Annotated in this window: 19 protein-coding genes; 15 read left to right on the top strand and 4 right to left on the bottom strand. The window is 66.3% G+C overall.

The genetic code is table 11. From position 1 onward, the window contains the following. Positions 1-25: 25 nt before the first annotated feature. The 8 genes from flgM (at position 26) to L1F06_RS23785 (ending at position 7,005) form a co-directional block, all read left to right on the top strand. Positions 26-304, top strand: a complete 279-nt coding sequence (gene flgM / locus L1F06_RS23820) for a flagellar biosynthesis anti-sigma factor FlgM (RefSeq protein ID WP_012020165.1) — start codon at positions 26-28, stop codon at positions 302-304. Next, a complete protein-coding gene (flgN, locus tag L1F06_RS23815) occupies positions 301-747 on the top strand; it encodes a flagellar export chaperone FlgN (protein ID WP_012020164.1) in 447 nt (148 codons plus the stop codon). The genes flgM and flgN overlap by 4 nt, the downstream gene beginning before the upstream one ends. 84 nt (positions 748-831) lie before the next feature. Next, positions 832-1,383: a chorismate--pyruvate lyase family protein gene (locus L1F06_RS23810; RefSeq protein ID WP_003242588.1), complete on the top strand. Its 552-nt coding sequence runs from the start codon at positions 832-834 to the stop codon at positions 1,381-1,383. A 104-nt stretch (positions 1,384-1,487) separates the two neighbouring features. Continuing rightward, a complete protein-coding gene (gene ubiA, locus L1F06_RS23805; protein ID WP_129483682.1) occupies positions 1,488-2,378 on the top strand; it encodes a 4-hydroxybenzoate octaprenyltransferase in 891 nt (296 codons plus the stop codon). 83 nt (positions 2,379-2,461) lie between these two features. After that, entirely contained in the window at positions 2,462-3,151 is a 690-nt protein-coding gene (gene phoB / locus L1F06_RS23800) for a phosphate regulon transcriptional regulator PhoB (protein WP_003242584.1), read from the top strand. 164 nt (positions 3,152-3,315) lie between these two features. Then, positions 3,316-4,635 (top strand): phosphate regulon sensor histidine kinase PhoR, encoded by a 1,320-nt coding sequence (phoR, locus tag L1F06_RS23795; protein WP_012020161.1) that lies wholly within the window; start codon positions 3,316-3,318, stop codon positions 4,633-4,635. 62 nt (positions 4,636-4,697) lie between these two features. Then, positions 4,698-6,038 (top strand): hemolysin family protein, encoded by a 1,341-nt coding sequence (locus L1F06_RS23790; RefSeq protein ID WP_012020160.1) that lies wholly within the window; start codon positions 4,698-4,700, stop codon positions 6,036-6,038. A 211-nt stretch (positions 6,039-6,249) separates the two neighbouring features. Further along, complete coding sequence (locus L1F06_RS23785) at positions 6,250-7,005, top strand: outer membrane beta-barrel protein (protein ID WP_003242579.1); 756 nt, start codon at positions 6,250-6,252, stop codon at positions 7,003-7,005. A 57-nt stretch (positions 7,006-7,062) separates the two neighbouring features. Here L1F06_RS23785 and L1F06_RS23780 read toward each other — a convergent pair whose 3' ends face one another. Then, positions 7,063-8,232: a BCCT family transporter gene (locus tag L1F06_RS23780; RefSeq protein WP_012020159.1), complete on the bottom strand. Its 1,170-nt coding sequence runs from the start codon at positions 8,230-8,232 to the stop codon at positions 7,063-7,065. Positions 8,233-8,457: 225 nt separating this feature from the next. Between L1F06_RS23780 and rd the strand changes: the two genes are divergently transcribed. From rd to L1F06_RS23755, 5 genes are all read left to right on the top strand, one after another. Then, positions 8,458-8,625, top strand: a complete 168-nt coding sequence (rd, locus tag L1F06_RS23775) for a rubredoxin (protein ID WP_012020158.1) — start codon at positions 8,458-8,460, stop codon at positions 8,623-8,625. 71 nt (positions 8,626-8,696) lie between these two features. Next, positions 8,697-9,845 (top strand): FAD-dependent oxidoreductase, encoded by a 1,149-nt coding sequence (locus L1F06_RS23770; RefSeq protein WP_129483681.1) that lies wholly within the window; start codon positions 8,697-8,699, stop codon positions 9,843-9,845. A gap of 187 nt (positions 9,846-10,032) precedes the next feature. Beyond that, positions 10,033-10,305 carry an HU family DNA-binding protein gene (locus L1F06_RS23765; protein WP_003242571.1) on the top strand — a complete coding sequence of 91 codons (273 nt, stop codon included), beginning with the start codon at positions 10,033-10,035 and terminating at the stop codon, positions 10,303-10,305. A gap of 173 nt (positions 10,306-10,478) precedes the next feature. Next, on the top strand, positions 10,479-10,877 hold the full coding sequence (locus tag L1F06_RS23760) for a helicase (protein WP_129483680.1): 399 nt from the start codon (positions 10,479-10,481) through the stop codon (positions 10,875-10,877). Between the two features lie 82 nt (positions 10,878-10,959). Further along, the gene (locus tag L1F06_RS23755) at positions 10,960-11,691 is read left to right on the top strand and encodes a hypothetical protein (protein WP_177491269.1); all 732 of its coding nucleotides are present in this window, start codon (positions 10,960-10,962) and stop codon (positions 11,689-11,691) included. 68 nt (positions 11,692-11,759) lie between these two features. Here the strand turns inward: L1F06_RS23755 and L1F06_RS23750 are convergent, their stop codons facing one another. From L1F06_RS23750 to L1F06_RS23740, 3 genes are all read right to left on the bottom strand, one after another. Then, complete coding sequence (locus tag L1F06_RS23750; protein ID WP_003242565.1) at positions 11,760-13,166, bottom strand: aminoacyl-tRNA deacylase and HDOD domain-containing protein; 1,407 nt, start codon at positions 13,164-13,166, stop codon at positions 11,760-11,762. A gap of 91 nt (positions 13,167-13,257) precedes the next feature. Next, on the bottom strand, positions 13,258-15,333 hold the full coding sequence (recG, locus tag L1F06_RS23745) for an ATP-dependent DNA helicase RecG (RefSeq protein WP_129483678.1): 2,076 nt from the start codon (positions 15,331-15,333) through the stop codon (positions 13,258-13,260). Between the two features lie 8 nt (positions 15,334-15,341). Next, positions 15,342-16,271 carry a hydrogen peroxide-inducible genes activator gene (locus tag L1F06_RS23740; protein ID WP_003242562.1) on the bottom strand — a complete coding sequence of 310 codons (930 nt, stop codon included), beginning with the start codon at positions 16,269-16,271 and terminating at the stop codon, positions 15,342-15,344. Positions 16,272-16,462: 191 nt separating this feature from the next. Here L1F06_RS23740 and L1F06_RS23735 point away from each other — a divergent pair, with 191 nt between their 5' ends. Together L1F06_RS23735 and L1F06_RS23730 are read left to right on the top strand one after the other, a co-directional pair. Beyond that, on the top strand, positions 16,463-17,320 hold the full coding sequence (locus tag L1F06_RS23735) for an NAD-dependent epimerase/dehydratase family protein (RefSeq protein WP_012020152.1): 858 nt from the start codon (positions 16,463-16,465) through the stop codon (positions 17,318-17,320). A gap of 1 nt (position 17,321) precedes the next feature. Continuing rightward, entirely contained in the window at positions 17,322-18,122 is an 801-nt protein-coding gene (locus L1F06_RS23730; RefSeq protein ID WP_129483677.1) for a helix-turn-helix transcriptional regulator, read from the top strand. The last annotated feature ends 34 nt before the right edge of the window (positions 18,123-18,156 follow it).

The raw sequence follows: 18,156 nt of genomic DNA, 5'->3' as shown, positions 1-18,156 counted from the left end.
TAACACCACGAGTTGGATTCGAATCATGGAAATCAGCAGGCACCTCAAGCCCAGCCTCAACCTGCCCAGCGACGCCCCGGCGCAGGTGCAGAGCGCGCGCGCGCAGAGCAGTACCGCCTCGCGTGCGGCGGCCAGCGCCGAGCCGCGTCTGGAGCAACTGCAGCAAGCCCTGCGCAGCCTGCCCGAGGTCGATCTGGACAAGGTCGCCCAGCTCAAGGCCGCTCTGGCTCGCGGCGAGCTGAGCAGCGATCCGGCCGCGCTGGCCGGCAGCATGCTCACCTATCACAGCGGTAGCGATGCGTGACCCTCAGTCGTGAGCAACAGCTGCTTCTGGTCGTCGAGCAGGACCTGCAACAGGACTGCGCCGACTACCTGGCCCTGCGCGGCCTGATGCAGGAGCTGTATCAGCAGTTGCTCAAGCGCGACAGCCGGCAGATCGACCTGCTCAACGAGCAGATCCTGCCGCTGGTGGACCAGGCCAAGGCCCGCGCCGAACGGCGCAGCAAGGTGCTCGCCGCCTTTCAGCTGGGCAGCGGCAATAGTGCGATGCAGAAGCTGCTGGCGCGTTATCCACAGGCCCAGCGCAAGCACCTCGAACATACCTGGGAGCAGCTCGGCCAGTTGGCTGGCCAGTGCAAGCGCCTCAACGAGCGCAACGGCAAGCTGCTGGCCATGCATCACGAGATTCTCGAACAGCTGCTCGGCGAGCCGGGCTCGGCGCAGCTGTACACACCGCAACCTTACTGAGTGGGCTAAAGCCCTCCCTACCGGTCTCAAGCGCCCGGCGCAGCGTGCTAGACTCGCGCGCTTCCGATTCGTGGTGATTCTGCCGTGCCTCACGCCGCCCTTGCCCATCCGCCGCGCTGGCTGACCAATGCCCAGCTGCATCCGCAGCCGCCTGCCGGTGTGCGCGACTGGCTGTTCAACGAGGATTCGCTGACCCGCCGCCTGACCGCGCTGTCCAACGACGGTTTCTCGGTAACGCCGCTGCAGGAGGGCTGGCAGCGTCTGCGCAATGACGAGTGCGCCGCCCTCGGCGTGGCCGATGGCAGCCAGGGCTGGGTGCGCGAGGTGTACCTGCGTGGTCACGGTCAGCCCTGGGTATTCGCCCGCAGCGTCGCCGCGCGTAGCGTGCTGGAAGGCTCTGGACTGAACCTGGCCGAGCTGGGCAGCCGCTCGCTGGGTGAGCTGCTGTTCAGCGATCGTGCCTTCGACCGCGGCGAGTTGCAGGCCTGTCGTTATCCGGCGGCCTGGCTGCCGGATGAGGTGCGAGAGGAGCGTCTGTGGGCGCGACGTTCGTGCTTCAGCCGCGGTGCACTCGGCGTGCTGGTGGCCGAAGTCTTTCTGCCGGCCTTCTGGCAGGCGGCCGCGATCGACGCGTAACCGCTCTGCTGCCGCTGGTAGACGGTGGGAGGAGGGCGACCCGAGCGCCTCGGCCGAAACGCTTTTCCCCTTATAATCCGCGCAACCTGCACGGAGACGCTTCGATGTACACCCGCCTGCTGCAATCGACCACCCGCCTGCACCCGCGCGCCTGGGACTTCATTCAGCTGATGCGCCTGGACAAACCCATCGGCATCTACCTGCTGCTGTGGCCGACCCTGTGGGCGCTGTGGGTGGCCGCCGAAGGCGTGCCGAGTGCGAAGAATCTGTTCATTTTCGTGTTCGGCGTGATCCTGATGCGCGCCGCCGGTTGCGTGATCAACGACTATGCCGACCGCAATTTCGACGGTCACGTCAGCCGCACCCGGGCGCGACCGCTGGCCAGCGGCAAGATCCAGCCGCGCGAAGCACTGCTGCTGTTCGCCGTGCTGGTGACCCTGAGCTTCGTGCTGGTGCTGTTCACCAACGCCACCACCATCTGGCTGTCGTTCGGCGGCCTGGCCCTGGCCGCCTGCTACCCCTTCATGAAGCGCTACACCTTTTACCCGCAGGTGGTGCTCGGCGCGGCCTTCTCCTGGGGCATGCCGATGGCCTTTACCGCCGAGACCGGCAGCCTGCCGCCGGAAGCCTGGCTGCTGTACATCGCCAACCTGCTGTGGACCGTGGCCTACGACACCTACTACGCCATGGCCGACCGCGAGGACGACCTGAAGATCGGGGTTAAATCCACCGCCATCCTGTTCGGCGACGCCGACCGCCTGATCATCGCCAGCCTGCAGGGCCTGGCGCTGCTCTGCCTGCTGCTGGCCGGCGCGCGCTTCGAGCTGGGCGTCTGGTTCCACGCCGGCCTGCTGGTGGCCGCCGCCTGCTTCGTCTGGGAATACCACAAGACCCGCAACCGCAAGCCGATGGCCTGCTTCAACGCCTTCCTGCACAACCACTGGGCGGGGCTGGCGATCTTCGTCGGCATCGTGCTGGACTACGCATTGCGCTAAGGCTTGCCGCCTACCTGTCATATCGCTGCAATAATTCCGTTATCTAATGCGGCGCAGACAGTTGAACGAACCGAGGCAGGACCATGGTTGGCAAGAACATCCTGATCGTCGATGACGAAGCACCGATCCGCGAGATGATCGCGGTGGCCCTGGAGATGGCCGGTTACGAGTGCCTGGAGGCGGAGAACACCCAGCAGGCACACGCCGTGATCGTCGACCGCAAACCCGATCTGATCCTGCTCGACTGGATGCTGCCCGGCACCAGCGGCATCGAACTGGCCCGGCGCCTCAAGCGCGACGAGCTGACCAGCGATATCCCGATCATCATGCTCACCGCCAAGGGCGAAGAGGACAACAAGATCCAGGGCCTGGAGGTCGGCGCCGACGACTACATCACCAAGCCGTTCTCGCCGCGCGAGCTGGTGGCCCGCCTCAAGGCCGTGCTGCGCCGTGCCGGGCCAAGCGACAGCGAGGCGCCGATCGAGGTCGGCGGCCTGCTGCTCGACCCCATCAGCCACCGCGTCACCATCGACGGCAAACCGGCCGAGATGGGGCCGACCGAATACCGTCTGCTGCAGTTCTTCATGACCCATCAGGAACGTGCCTACACCCGCGGCCAGCTGCTTGACCAGGTCTGGGGCGGCAACGTCTACGTCGAGGAGCGCACCGTCGACGTGCATATCCGCCGCCTGCGCAAGGCCCTCGGCGATGCCTACGAAAACCTGGTACAAACCGTGCGCGGGACTGGGTATCGTTTCTCCACCAAAGGCTGAGAAGCTGTTTACGATCTGCTGCGCGTCGGCCCTGCTGCGTTGAAAACAGGTTCGGAATGCTCATGTACAAAAGTACACTCCGCTTCCTCACCTGCTTTCGCCTTGCATGGCTCTAGCTCGCGAGATCGTAAATCAGCTTCTGCGGGTTCGCTCTTCTCACAAGGATGCGCTCCATCGTGAATCAAGACTGGCGTGGCGCCGTGGTGCGCCGCCTGTTGCTGCTGGTTGGCGCCTGCCTGCTGCTCGGCTTCATCACCGGCGAATACGCCTGGGCGCTGGCCGTGGGCCTGGCGATTCATCTGGGCTGGACCCTCAGCCAGCTGCTGCGCCTGCACAAGTGGCTGCGCGAGCACAAACCCGACGAGCCGCCGCCGGACGGTTACGGCCTGTGGGGCGAGGTGTTCGACAGCATCTACCATCTGCAGCGCCGCAATCAGAAGGCGCGCGGCCGCCTGCAGGCGGTGATTGATCGCGTGCAGGAGTCCACCGCGGCGCTCAAGGATGCGGTGGTGATGCTCGACAGCCAGGGCAATCTGGAGTGGTGGAACCGCGCGGCCGAGACCCTGCTGGGGTTGAAGACCCCGCAGGACAGCGGTCAGCCCATGGCCAACCTGGTGCGTGATCCGCGTTTCAAGGAGTACTTCGAGCGCGGCAACTACGCCGATGCGCTGGAGATTCCCTCGCCGATCAACGACCGCCGCCGCCTGCAGTTCCATATCACCCGCTACGGCAACCGCGAGCACCTGCTGCTGGTGCGCGACGTCACCCGCCTGTATCAGCTCGAGCAGATGCGCAAGGACTTCGTCGCCAACGTGTCCCATGAGCTGCGCACGCCGCTGACGGTGATCGCCGGCTACCTGGAGACCCTGCTGGACAACGTCGAGGCGGTCAATCCGCGCTGGCTGCGCGCGCTGCAGCAGATGCAGCAGCAGGGCGCGCGCATGCAGACCCTGCTCAACGATCTGCTGCTGCTGGCCAAGCTGGAGGCCACCGACTACCCCTCGGACAACCAGCCGGTGGCGGTCGACCTGATGCTGCTGTCGATCAAGAACGACGCCCAGGCGCTGTCCGGCGAACAGAACCACCGCATCAGCCTGGAGGCCGATCCGCACCTCAAGCTCAAGGGCAGCGAGACCGAGTTGCGCAGCGCCTTCTCCAACCTGGTGTTCAACGCGGTGAAGTACACCCCGGCCGGCGGCGAGATTCGCATTCGCTGGTTCGGTGACGAGCAGGGCGCGCACCTGGCGGTCAGCGACACCGGCATGGGCATCGAAGCCAAGCACCTGCCGCGCCTGACCGAGCGCTTCTACCGGGTTGACTCCAGCCGCGCCAGCAACACCGGCGGCACCGGCCTGGGCCTGGCCATCGTCAAGCATGTGCTGCTGCGCCACCGCGGCAATCTGGAGATCAGCAGCGTGCCGGGCAAGGGCAGCACCTTCACCTGCCATTTCGTACCTGCGCAGGTCGTCCAGCGCGGGCGCTGAGGGCTTGCATTCGTTGTCGCGAGCCCCCACCCTCTAGCGGTCATTGGCCAATTCGAACCTTCATGGACCCCTCCACGAGTCTTCCCGCTTCCGTCTACTTCGCCGACTTCGGTCTCGTTCTGTTCGCCCTGTTCCTGGTCCTGCTCAACGGCTTCTTCGTCGCCGCCGAGTTCGCCATCGTGCGCCTGCGCGCCACCAAGGTCGACGCCCTGGCCGAGGCGCACGGCTGGCGCGGGCACATCCTGCGCACCGTGCACAACCAGATGGACGCCTACCTGTCGGCCTGCCAGCTGGGCATCACCCTGGCCTCGCTGGGCCTGGGCTGGGTCGGCGAGCCGGCCTTCGCCGAACTGCTCACCCCGCTGCTGGCGGCCATCGGCATCGAGTCGCCGAGGCTGATTCACGGCATCGCCTTTTTCACCGCGTTCTCGATCATTTCCTACCTGCATATCGTCGTCGGCGAGCTGGCGCCCAAGTCCTGGGCGATCCGCAAGCCCGAGCTGCTCTCGCTGTGGACGGCTGCGCCGCTGTACGCCTTCTACTGGCTGATGTACCCGGCGATCTTCCTGCTCAACGCCAGCGCCAACGCCATCCTGCGCATCGCCGGGCAGGGCGAGCCGGGCCCGCATCACGAGCACCACTACAGTCGCGAGGAGCTCAAGCTGATCCTGCATTCCAGCCGCGCCGGCGCGCCCACCGACCAGGACCTGCGCGTGCTGGCCTCGGCGGTGGAGCTGGGCGAGCTGGAGGTGGTGGACTGGGCCAACTCGCGCGAAGACCTGGTCTTCCTGGAGCTCAACGCCAGCCTCGATCAGGTGTTCGCCACCTTCCGCCGGCACAAGTACAGCCGCTACCCGATCTTCGACGAGAGCAAGGGCGAGTTCGTCGGCGTGCTGCATATCAAGGACCTGCTGCTGCAGCTGTCGCTGCTGGAGATGCTGCCGTCCGCGCTCAACCTGGCGGATCTGATGCACCCGCTGGAGCGGGTCAACCGGCACATGCCGCTGTCGCAGCTGCTCGAGCAGTTCCGTCAGGGCGGCGCGCATTTCGCCCTGGTCGAGGAGGCCGATGGCAAGGTGATCGGCTACCTGACCATGGAGGACGTGCTCGAAGCGCTGGTCGGCGATATTCAGGACGAGCACCGCAAGGCCGAGCGTGGCATCCTCGCCTACCAGCCGGGCAAGCTGCTGGTGCGCGGCGACACGCCGCTGGCCAAGGTCGAGCGCCTGCTTGGCGTCGACCTCGACCATATCGAGGCCGAGACCCTCGCCGGGCTGATCTACGAGACGCTCAAGCGCATGCCCGAGGAGGAAGAGGTGCTGGAAACCGAGGGCCTGCGCATCATCGTCAAGAAGATGAAGGGGCCCAAGGTGGTGCTGGCCAAGGTGCTCAAGATCGCCTGAGGCAGCCCGTCACCGGCCAGGCTCGCAACGAGCCGGCCGGGTGACCATTCGGTCAACATTTTCTCCTCTGGCGCAGTCTCATTCAGGCTTCGTTCAGTTTCGCAACCACTCATCGGGTTTACCGAATCGCCGTGGTCAGGGGCAGTCTAGGAACTTACGTCCCACCTTTTGTGGTGAGCGGCGTTATCCACTCATTGCCAAGGACATAGTCATGCAGCTGACCAGCATAACCCCCAAAGCTACTCTCGCCCTGTGCCTGGCGGGCGCCTCGCAGGCCTATGCAGACTCGGTCACCGATCCGATTTCCACCCTCGGTGTGATCGCTTCGCACAACCAGTACAAGCTGACCGTGGACGACGAAAGCGACAAGGAACGCCTCAACCAGGGCGGTCTGTTCTTCCACTTCGGCAACAAGCTGACGGGGCAGGAAGGTTTCATCTACCAGGCCGGCATCGAAGGCCAGTACCGTGACAAGGACGATGTGGAATACAAGTCCTCGCGTGCCGACCTCGACCTCGGCCTGCGTGCCGCGCTGAGCCCCAACAACTACGTCGACGTGATCGTCGGTGGCGGTTACGACTGGGGTCGTATCGAGCAGGACGACGTCGGCCCGCTCGACAGCAACGTCAAGCTCACCAGCAAGTCGCCATTCGCCAAGGCCGGGCTGGGTTACAACTACCTGACCCCGGACTACACCCTGCGTCTGGAAGTCGGCGCGCGTTACTCCATCGACCCGGAGGCACGCCTGAAGGTCGACGGCGACAGCGACTCGGTGGACCTGAAGAACAAGGTCAACCCCTACGGCGAGCTGACCATGCTGTGGAACAAGGGCATCAACAACCTGCCGATCAGCACCAGCCTGTACTACACCCAGACCCGCTACGAGCTCGACAGCAACAGCGAACTCGCCGAGCGCAGCAAGCTCAAGCAGGAGCAGGTCGGCCTGCGCGTCGGTCTGGCGTTCTAGGCGCCCGCGGCCCCGATGCCCTCGCGGCATCGGGCCGTTGCCAGGTGTGCGCCGGCCTCAGGCGGAGGAGGACTTCGTGTGGCCGGCGCGCGCCATATCGATGCCGCGTAATGCCGGTCGGCAGCGGCGCAGCAGCAGACCCAGGGTCACGGCGTACAGGCCGATGACCGCCAGCCCCACCCACTGGATCTCGAACGGGGTGAACTTGAACGCCAGCACCAGCGCGCCGAGCAGGGCGAAGTGGCAGGCGATGAAGCGCCCGCGCCCCAGCCGCTGCACGCTCAGCCCCAGGTTGTCGCTGTACAGGCGCACCAGCGAGTCCACCGAGTTGATGACGAAGATCACCCCGACAGCCAGCATGGCCAGCTTCCACTGAGGCGCGACGGCGATGTCCGCGGCGAAATAGTGGTGCAGCACGGCGAACCAGATCGCCAGCGGAATCGACGGGATGATCAGCAGCGCCAAGAGCAGTTGGTAGGTTCGCAGGCCGCCGACGAAGCGCGAGACGAACTGGCCGATCATGATGCTCCAGGCGAACCACCAGAACAGGTAGAAGGCGTGGTAGTCGCTCAGCGGCAGGATGAACCGTGGCAGCTCGGCGAAGTAGCCGCTGCCGATGTCCGCCGCGGCCCTGGCGAGGTGAGCGGGGGTGAACGCGCCGACCAGCGCCATGCCCAGGATCAGCGCGAAGAACAGCCAGGTGGAGGCGACGCTGAGAATCTTCAGGTAACGAATGTCGGTGCTCGAATAGATCGCCGCGAGGAGGATCGCCACCACCGTGAGGTAGTGCCAGGTCTCGCTGACCTCCGGGGCGTACCAGGCGATGTTGACCAGGAACAGGTAGGCGGTGAAGGCACAGGTGGAGACGATCACCAGGTTGTTCACCAGCTTCACCGGGCGCAGCTCGAACAACTTCACCTTGGGCTCGATCACGCAGAAGTAGAAGGTGGTGATGAAGTAGAACGCCCAGATCAGGAAACCCCAGAAGCCGAAGGCCACCGCCAGCGGGTTGGAGAACTGGTAGGGCTCCTCGCTGGCGTAGGTGGGGAATTCGGTGAGCGGGAAGATGATCAGGCCCATGTCCAGGCCGGAAGTGAAGAGAATGGCGAGGAAGGTGAACAGCCCCACCGGCTCGCTGCCGGTGCAGCGCAGCCTGCCCCAGCGCAGCAGTACCCAGAGGGTCAGACCGAGCAGGGCGAGAATCGCAGCGGAGAGGATCAAGGACATCGATGCGTGGCCTCGTGGGTTCTTATAGGTCTTGCCCGGTTTTGCTCCGGGGGGCTCTGGATACTGCGGCAAGCCCGGCGGCTGCACATGTCCGAGGACGTCACCTGGTGCTCCGATTACGGCCTGACCGCCCCCCATCCTCCGGCTGGAGGCGCAGTCGCGCTCTTGGCTGGCGAGGCCTATCTGGAGTAGGGTCGGCTTGGGCAACTGTCGTAGGAGAGAGCGATGCGCAAATGGCAATGCGTGGTCTGCGGCTTCATCTATGACGAAGCCGAGGGGTTGCCCGAGGAGGGCATCGCGCCCGGTACGGCCTGGGAGGACCTCCCTGCCGACTGGGTATGCCCCGACTGCGGCGTCGGCAAGGCGGATTTCGAAATGATCGAAATCGCCTGACCCGCCCGCAACGCCAACCACTGGTGACGGCCGCGCGGGCCGTCGCGTCGTTTTCGCAGAGGAATCACAGCATGAGTGCACCTGTCGTCATCGTCGGTACCGGCCTGGCCGGCTACAACCTGGCCAAGGAGTGGCGCAAGCTCGACGCGCAGACGCCGCTGCTGCTGATCACCGCCGACGACGGACGTTCCTATTCCAAGCCGATGCTGTCCACCGGCTTCGGCAAGAACAAGGACGCCGACGGCCTGGCGATGGCCGAGGCGGGCGCCATGGCCGAACAGCTCAACGCGGAAATTCGCACCCATACCCGCATCACCGGCATCGACCCCGGGCACAAGCGTCTGTGGATCGGCGAAGAGGCCGTGCCTTACCGTGATCTGGTGCTGGCCTGGGGCGCCGAGCCGATCCGCGTGCCGGTGGAGGGCGATGCCCAGGACGCCATCTACCCCATCAATGACCTGGAGGATTACGCACGTTTTCGCAGCGCCGTGGCCGGCAAGCGCCGCGTGCTGATTCTCGGCGCCGGCCTGATCGGCTGCGAGTTTGCCAACGACCTCAGCGCCGGCGGCTATCAGATCGAAGTGCTGGCGCCCTGCGAGCAGGTGATGCCCGGGCTGCTGCACCCGGCCGCCGCTGCTGCCGTGCAGGCTGGCCTGGAGGGACTGGGCGTGGGCTTTCACCTCGGGCCGGTGCTGGCCAGTCTCGATCGTCAGGGCGATGCGCTGCAGGCCACGCTGTCCGATGGCAGCCTGATCGCGTGCGACGCGGTGGTCTCTGCCGTCGGCCTGCGCCCGCGCACCGCCCTGGCCGCAGCGGCCGGCCTCGACATCAATCGCGGGGTGATGGTGGACCGCCAGTTGCGTACCTCCCACGCCAACATCTACGCCCTGGGCGACTGCGCCGAGGTCGATGGCCTCAATCTGCTCTACGTGATGCCGCTGATGGCCTGCGCCCGCGCCCTCGCCAAGACCCTGGCCGGCGAGCCGACAGCTGTCGGCTACGGGCCCATGCCGGTCACGGTGAAGACCCCGGTATGCCCGCTGGTGGTGTCGCCACCGCCGCGTGGCAGCCACGGCGAATGGACCGTGGAAGGCAGCGGTGGCGACATCAAGGCCCTGTGCCGCGATGCTGCGGGCAGCCTGCTGGGCTATGCCCTGACCGGCGCCGCGGTGCAGGAGAAGCTGGCGCTGAACAAGGAATTGCCGCCGCTGCTGGCGTGATCGCCTGGCGTTCTGTCGGATACGCCACGAAATTGCCCGGCTAAAGTGTCGGACAACACTGGCGCAGCGCGATGCGGCATGCCATTCTCCAAGGGTCTGCCGCAGCGCAGAGCTGTTGCGGCGCCTTAGGCGCTGTTCTGGAAGAACAGCACGGACACAACAACAAAAAACCGTCAAAGAGGCATCTATGCGTAAACCGGAACTCGCCGCCGCCATCGCCGAAAAGGCTGATCTGACCAAGGATCAGGCCAATCGTGTACTCAACGCCGTACTGGAAGAAATCACCGGTGCACTGAACCGCAAGGACAGTGTGACCCTGGTGGGCTTCGGTACCTTCGTCCAGCGCCACCGTGGCGCCCGTACTGGCAAGAACCCGCAAACCGGTCAACCGGTGAAGATCAAGGCCAGCAATACCGTCGCCTTCAAACCGGGCAAGTCCCTGAAGGACGCGGTCAACTGAGCCCGCTGCCCGGAGCCGCTCGCCTCCGGGCTTCTCCCGCTTCTCATCAAGCTCCTTCTGCCCAAGGCGCGCCCTGCGTCTCTGACGCTGTAGCCGTGCTTTTGGCAGGCTGTAGTCCTGCAAGAAAACCACTACAATGCGCGGCCATCCTCTTCGATCACTAGGGCCCGTGCATGAAATTCCGTTTTCTTCTGTGGATGCTTGGCCGTCTGATGGCCAAGGCCAGCCGTGACAATCCAGACTTCCGCCAGCAGCTCGAAGGCCGCGACATGGTCTTTCAGCTGCACACCCTCGACGGCAAGGTGGCGCGCCACTTCATCGTTGCCGGCCAGCGTGTGACCAGCAAGCGCGGCGCGGCCAAGGAGCCTGCCTTCGCCATCGGCTTCAGGGATGCCGCCTACGGCTTCGAGACCATGACCGCGAAGAACAAGCAGCTGGCCTTCATGCAGGGTATCCAGAACAAGGACATCCAGATTCAGGGCAACCCGGCGCTGGTCATGTGGTTCCAGGGTCTGACCAAGTACCTGATGCCGAAGAAGAAGAAGGGTGACGCGCCGAAGAAGGCCGCCTGATAGTCATTCCTGCGCGCCGTCGCTGGTCGGCGCGCTGCGCTTTGGTTAGGCTGCCTGGCGAGTCCTAGTGGAAAGCCTGGTCATGCGTTTCTTCCTGTTGCCCTTGCTGTTGCTGGCCGCGCTCTCGGCGCGCGCCGAGCCCGCCGCGTCCCGCGCACTGCTGCCGCTGTTTGAACTGGCCGGTATTCACCTGCTGTGCGAACAGAGTGCGCCCTTGCTGCAGCGCGGTCAGGGTGAAGCCGAGCAGAAGCGCCTCGCTCAGCTGTTTGCGGGCGAGGCCTTCTGTCTGGAGCTGGCCACGCGCGTCGCGGCCCGTTTCGATGCGGTGCAGCAGGCCCGGGAGCGCCTCGATAGCCCGCTGGCGCGGCGTTTCACCGCCCTCGAGCGAGCGGTTGGTGAGCAGCCCGAGGGCCTGGCCGAATATCGCCAGCGTCTGCTTGAGCAACCGCCGCGGGGTGCGCGTCTGGAGTTGGTCAAGCGGCTCGATGCGGCGGCGCGCACCACCGAACTGGCTAGCCTGCTGCGTTACGAGGTGGGCAAGACCCAGGCGCTGCTGGCGCTCAGGGCGCGCGGCGAGAACCTCGACGAGGCCGAGCTGCAGGCGCAGACCCAGAAGCAGGCCGAGGCCATTCGCCAATCCAGCGCGCAAGCGGTGGAGTCCTTCATGCTCTATGCCTACCGGCAGATGCCCAGCGACCAGCTGGCCGAGTACGCCGCGCTCTACGAAGATGCCAGCGTCAGCCGCCTGCTCGCCATCAGTCTGGAAGTGGTGCCGCAATTGTTCGCCGAACGCCGCGAGCAGTTGCGCCGGTAGACCGGCGCCCGCTGTCGCGAGCGCAGGTCAGGCGCGAATTCACCGGCGCGACTGGGCAGGTCGCGACCTCAGTGCGGGTGCTGGAACTGCGCCGCCAGCTCACGCAGCGCTACTTCGGCGCTGAGCACCTTGCTCACGGCGTCTTCGGCCTTTTCCCGGCTCAGGCCCAGGGCCTCGAACAGTTCCTCGGGAATCTCCCCCTGCGGCCCGGCGCCGATACCGCGATTGCGCAGCAGGCTCACGGCCAGGCACACCAGATTGGGGAAGGCGGCGTTGTCGCCGGCGTAGCTCGGGTCGTGCTGGAAGCGCAGGCCGGTGGCCAGTTCCTCCGGCATGTCCCAGTGGCGCATCAGCCAGGCGCCGATCTGTTCGCGGGTGATGCCGAGCAGGTGCTGCTCGATATGGCTGGCAGGCAGGTGCGGGTTGACCTCCAGGTGGCGGCAGATCAGCGAGAAGTGCGGCGGGAACACGTGCGCCAGCACCAGATAGCCGAAGTTGTGCAGCAGACCGGCGAGGTAGGTCAGGCCGGCTTCCGGGCGCTGGGCGCGGGGCATGGCGCGGGTCAGGCCTTCGATCACCGCGGCGGTGTAGATCGCCTGTTGCCAGTAGGGCGTGGCGTGCTGCGGCTGGTCCTTGGGCAGGCTGAGGGTCTTGCCCAACGCCAGGCCAAGGGCCAGGTTGATCACCAGGTCGAAGCCCAGCACGCGGACGATGGCATCTTCCACCGAGCGGATCTTGCCGGGCGCGGCGTAATAGGGCGATGCCGCCCAGCTGATCACCTGAGCCGCCAGCGCCGGGTCGGTTTCCACCACGCCGGTGATGTCGTCGACCGTGGCGTTGGGGTCGACCCGCAGCTTGATGATCTTCTGCGCGGTTTCCGGCAGCGGTGGAATCTCGATGGTTTCTTCCAGTCGCTGCTGGATGCGCCGTGCGGTGAAGGCCTGGACCGCCTGGGTGATCTCGGCGCGGTCGTCATCGGGGCGGTCGAGGTTCGGCCGGATCGCCAGCACCGGCTCGCCGAAGCGCGCCGCGCTGGCCTTGCTCAGCAGGCTCTTGTAGGCCTCGGTGGGAATCTCCAGCAGCACGCCGGGCTGACCGGACTCGATCAGCAGGCTGGGCACCTGCAGCAGGCGCTCCTCGTACAGGCAGGGTGAACTGGTCAGCGGCGGCAGGCCAGGCAGCGCGGTCAGGTTGTGCTTGCCGAGCATGCGCTCCAGGCGCTCCGGTTTGACCGCGGTGAGCTGGCGCCCGGTCAGTTCGGCCAGGCGCGCCAGGTCGAGCAACTGGCTGCGCGGATAGAGCACCAGCAGTGCGCCGACCGCGTCATCCACCAGCACGGCCTGCACCCGAGCCGCCGCCGGCAGGCCGGGCACCTCGGTGCGCGCCTGGAAGGGGACGGCGAGTTTTTCCAGCAGCTGCGCGATCACGGCAGGCGGTTGCGCAGAGGCGTTGGGGGCGAGGGCGGCTTCAGTCATATCGGTATCCGGCGTTGGCACATCTGCCCCGGAGTATAACCAGCGGGCATTTGTGCAAAGGTTCGTGGCGACGGTTGTCCTGTGAACAGGTTCACACTTGACCGTATTGCTGGCCGTGACGCAACCAGCGCTCCAGCAATGGAGCCACATGTTGTGGCCAATGTTCCAATAGTGCCTGCGCGGCATCGCGCACGGCGGGCAGCAGGTCGGCGTCGCGCATCAGGTCGGCGACCTTGAATTGCAGCAGACCGGTCTGCCGGGTACCGAGCATTTCCCCGGGACCGCGCAGCTCCAGATCCTTCTCGGCGATGACGAAGCCATCGGTGGTCTCGCGCATGATCGCCAGGCGTTCGCGGCCCAGTTGCGACAATGGCGCGTGATAGAGCAGCACGCAATGACTGGCGGCGCTGCCGCGACCGACCCGGCCGCGCAGCTGGTGCAGCTGGGCCAGGCCCAGGCGCTCGGGGTTCTCGATGATCATCAGGCTGGCGTTGGGCACGTCGACGCCCACCTCGATCACCGTGGTGGCCACCAGCAGCTGCAGGTGGCCCTGCTTGAACTCGTCCATCACCGCGGCCTTCTCGGCCGGTTTCATGCGCCCGTGGATAAGCCCGACGCGCAGCTCGCCGAGCGCGGCGGAGAGCTCCTCGAAGCTGGTTTCCGCGGCCTGGCAGGTGAGCTCCTCGGATTCCTCGATCAGGGTGCACACCCAGTAGGCCTGGCGCCCCTGCTGGCAGGCATTGCGCACCCGCTCGACCACCTCATCGCGGCGGCTGTCGGCGATCACCAGGGTGTTGACCGGCGTGCGCCCTGGCGGCAGTTCATCGAGGATCGAGGTGTCCAGGTCGGCGTAGGCACTCATCGCCAGGGTGCGCGGGATGGGCGTGGCGGTCATGATCAACTGGTGCGGACAGAGGCGGCCGTCGATGCCCTTCTGGCGCAGGGCCAGGCGCTGCTGTACGCCGAAGCGGTGCTGTTCGTCGATGATCACCAGGGCCAGGCGCTTGAACTTCACTTCGTCCTGGAACAGGGCGTGGGTGCCGACCACCATCGGGCAGCCGCCGGCGATCTGTTCCAGGGCTGCTGCGCGGGCCTTGCCCTTGAGCTTGCCGGCCAGCCAGGCGACGTCCAGGCCCAGCGGTGCCAGCCATTTGCTGAAGTTGAGAAAGTGCTGCTCGGCGAGGATCTCGGTGGGCGCCATCAGTGCCACCTGATAGCCTGCTTCCAGCGCCTGCAGGGCGGCCAGCGCGGCGACCACGGTCTTGCCGGCGCCGACATCACCCTGCACCAGGCGCAGCATGGGCTCGCTCTGCGCCAGGTCATAGGCGATCTCGGCGCCTACGCGCTGCTGCGCGCCGGTGGGGGCAAAGCCGAGATTGGCCAGGTACTGTTGCGGCAGCTTCTGCGCTGGCGGCAGGGCTGGCGCCTGCTGCGCACGCACCTGTTCGCGCAGGCGCTGCAGCGATAGCTGATGGGTCAGCAGTTCCTCGAAGGCCAGGCGATGCTGCGCCCAGTGGCGGCCCTCGGCGAGCTCTTCGAGATCGGCGTCCGGCGGCGGCCGGTGCAGGTAGCGAATGGCCTCATCCAGCGGCGCCAGACGATAGTCACGGGCCAGCTCATCGGGCAGCCAGTCCGGCAGGCTGCGTGGGCCGAGACGCGCCAGTGCCTGCTGGCTGAGCTGACGCAGGCGCTGCTGGGTCAGGCCTTCGGTGGTCGGGTAGATGGGCGTCAGGCTCTGCTCCACCGGAGCCGGCTCGTCGCCGCTCTGCGCGCGGTATTCCGGGTGGTAGATCTCCAGGCCGGTGGCGCCGGGGCGGACTTCACCGTAACAGCGCAGAGCGGTGCCGCGTTTGAGCCCTTCCTTCTGCGCCTGGCTGAAGTGGAAGAAGCGCAGGCTCAGCGTGCCGCTGCCATCCTGCAGGCGCACCAGCAGGCTGCGCCGCCGGCCCATGACCACGTCGGCACCGGCGACGATGCCCTCGACCACCGCATCCTGCCCCGGGCGCAGCGCGCCAATGGGGGTGATGCGGGTGCGATCCTGGTAGCGCAGCGGCAGGTGGAACAGCACGTCCTGCAGGTTTTCCAGGCCGACCTTGGCCAGTTTCTCGGCCAGGGCGGCGCCTACGCCTTTGAGCGCAGTGACGGAAACCGCTGCCAGCTCGCTCACCTCTGGCCTCAGACTGCCTTGGTCTGCGGGCTGCGGGCGACCGAGCAGAGGCGGATCGAGTCGGCCAGCACTTCGATGGCGTTGGGCCGCGGGAAGCTGGCGCGCCAGGCAATGGCCACGGTACGGAACGGCACCGGTGCGCTGAGCGGACGTACTTCGATCACGCCCGGCGCATAGTGGTGGCTGTCCACCGCCGAGAACGGCAGGATCGACACGCCCAGGCCGGAGGCGACCATATGGCGGATGGTTTCCAGCGAGCTGGATTCCACCGTGGTGTGCTTGCCGTGATCGTCACCGCCCTTGCGCAGGGTCGGGCAGGCTTCCAGCACCTGATCGCGGAAGCAGTGGCCCTCGCCGAGCAGCAGCAGGCTCTTGTCGTTGAGCAGCTTGGTGTCGATGGTGTCCAGCGCTGCCCAGGGGTGGCCGGCCGGCAGCAGCGCGTAGAAGGGCTCGTCGTACAGCGGCTTGGTCAGCACATCGGCTTCCTGGAAGGGCAGGGCGATGATGATGGCGTCCAGCTCGCCGGTGCGCAGCTTGTCGCGCAGGATGTGGGTGAAGTTTTCCTCGATGTACAGCGGCATGTCCGGGGCGACCCGGTGCAGCTGCGGAATCAGGTGCGGGAACAGATAGGGGCCGACGGTGTAGATGGCGCCGATCTTCAGCGGGGCGGTCAGCTGGTTCTTGCCGGCCTGGGCCAGCTCGCGAATGCCCTGGGCCTGCTCCAGCACCTTCTGCGCCTGGGTGACGATGCCCTCACCGACCGGGGTCAGGCGCACGGCGCTCTTGCTGCGCTCGAAGATCAGTACGCCGAGCTCGTCCTCCAGCTTCTTCACGCCCACCGACAGGGTCGGCTGGCTGACGTGGCAGCGTTCCGCGGCGCGGCCGAAATGCTGTTCCTGGGCGAGGGTGACGATGTAGCGCAGTTCGGTGAGGGTCATAGTGTTTATCCATTAAGTTGCCGCCAAGCATAGCCTTTGCAAACAGATGAACCAACCGCGCTAACAGGCTGTTGCAAAACTATCTCGATTTAGGCTGATACGGCGCTCTCCGTCCTGTAATCGATGCCGCCGCTGACGGCCTCAAGCGGCCTGTTACACTGCGCCGTCGCATAACAGTCATGGAGAACGGCATGTCGGAATGCAACAGCCTGCTGATCGCCGGGTGTGGCGATGTCGGTACCCGTCTTGGCCTGCGCATGGCCGAGCAGGGCTGGCGCGTGCTGGGCCTGCGCCGCAATGTGGCCGCGCTGCCGGCCGCCATCGAGCCGCTGGCCGGCGATCTGCAGGCCGACGCCTGTCCCGCGGATTGGCCGCAGGGACAGCTGGACTATCTGGTGTACTGCGCCGCCGCCACCCAGCACGATGAAGCCGGCTACCGCGCGGCCTATGTCGACGGCCTGCGCCGCGTGCTGGGCTGGCTGGGGCAGCATGGTCAGCGACCGCGGCGCATCCTGTTCGCCTCCAGCAGCGGCGTTTACGGGCAGCAGGAGGGCGAGTGGATCGACGAGGACTCTGCCGCCGAAGCGCAAAGCTTTTCCGCCGTGATCATGCGCGAGGCCGAACGTGTGGCGTTCGCCAGCGGCCTGCCGGCCACCACGGTGCGCCTGACCGGGCTCTACGGACCGGGGCGCGAATGGCTGCTGAGCCAGGTGCGCGGTGGCTATCGGGTCAGCGAGACGCCACCGCTGTACGGCAACCGCATTCATGTCGATGACGCAGCGGGGCTGCTCGCCACGCTGTTGCAGGCGGACGCCGCCGGCGTGCCCCTGGCTGCTTGCTACCTTGGGGTGGACGACGAGCCGGCGCCGCTGCACGAGGTGGTGGCCTGGTTGCGCGAACGCCTGGGCGTCAGCCACTGGAGCGATGAGCAGCGCGTGCGCCGCGCCGGCAGCAAGCGTTGCAGCAATGCCCGCGCCCGCGCTTTGGGGTGGGCGCCGCAGTATCCCAGCTATCGCGAGGGTTATGCGGCGATCCTCGCCGGGGGCTGAGATGGATGCCAACCGCCTGCTGGCCAAACCCTGGCTGCCGGGAGTCGAGCTGTTCCATGCCGACTTCTCCGGGCAGGCGTTCGGCCGTCACAGTCACGATGCCTTTGCCATCGGCGGTATCGTGCAGGGTGTCGGCGGTTACCAGTGCCGTGGTCAGCGCTATGCGCTGCCTGCCGGAACCTTGTCGCTGATGAATCCCGAGGAGCCGCATACCGGGCATGCCGAGTCGCCGCGCGTGGTGTATCGCATGCTCTATGTCGAGGAGTCGCGGCTGCCGGCGCTGCTCGGGCGCAAGCGCCTGCCCAATGGCTTCAGCACGCTCAACCCGCATGACGACGGCCAGGTCTTGGCAGGCCTGGCGCGTCTGGCGGGCGAGTTCGAGCGGGGCGATGCGCTGGCGCTGGAGAGCGAACTGCTGGCCCTGTTGGAGCTGGTATTCGTCCGCCACGGCGGCTTGCGCGAGGCGCGCCCGGCATTTCGCGACAGCGGGGTGACGGCGTACCTGCGTGATTACCTGGAAGCGCATTACGCCGAGGCCGTCAGTCTGGAGCAGCTGGCCGCATTGGTGCAGCGTCATCCACGCCACCTGATCGACGCCTTCCGCCGTGCCTATGGCGTGCCGCCGCATACCTACCTGCTGCAGCGCCGGGTGCGTGAGGCCAAGCGCAGGTTGCTGCAGGGCCAGGCGCTGGCCGATGTCGCGCTGGACCTGGGGTTCTATGACCAGGCGCATTTCAACGGCGTGTTCCGCCGCTTCACCGGGGTCACTCCAGGCCGTTTTCGCGTGCTGGCGCAAGCCTGATGCGGCGTGGTTGCGGCATCGGTGTGCAGCTCCA

The sequence above is a fragment of the Pseudomonas hydrolytica genome (assembly GCF_021495345.1).
Lineage (GTDB): Bacteria > Pseudomonadota > Gammaproteobacteria > Pseudomonadales > Pseudomonadaceae > Aquipseudomonas > Aquipseudomonas hydrolytica.
This window is presented reverse-complemented; position numbering and strand designations above follow the sequence as displayed.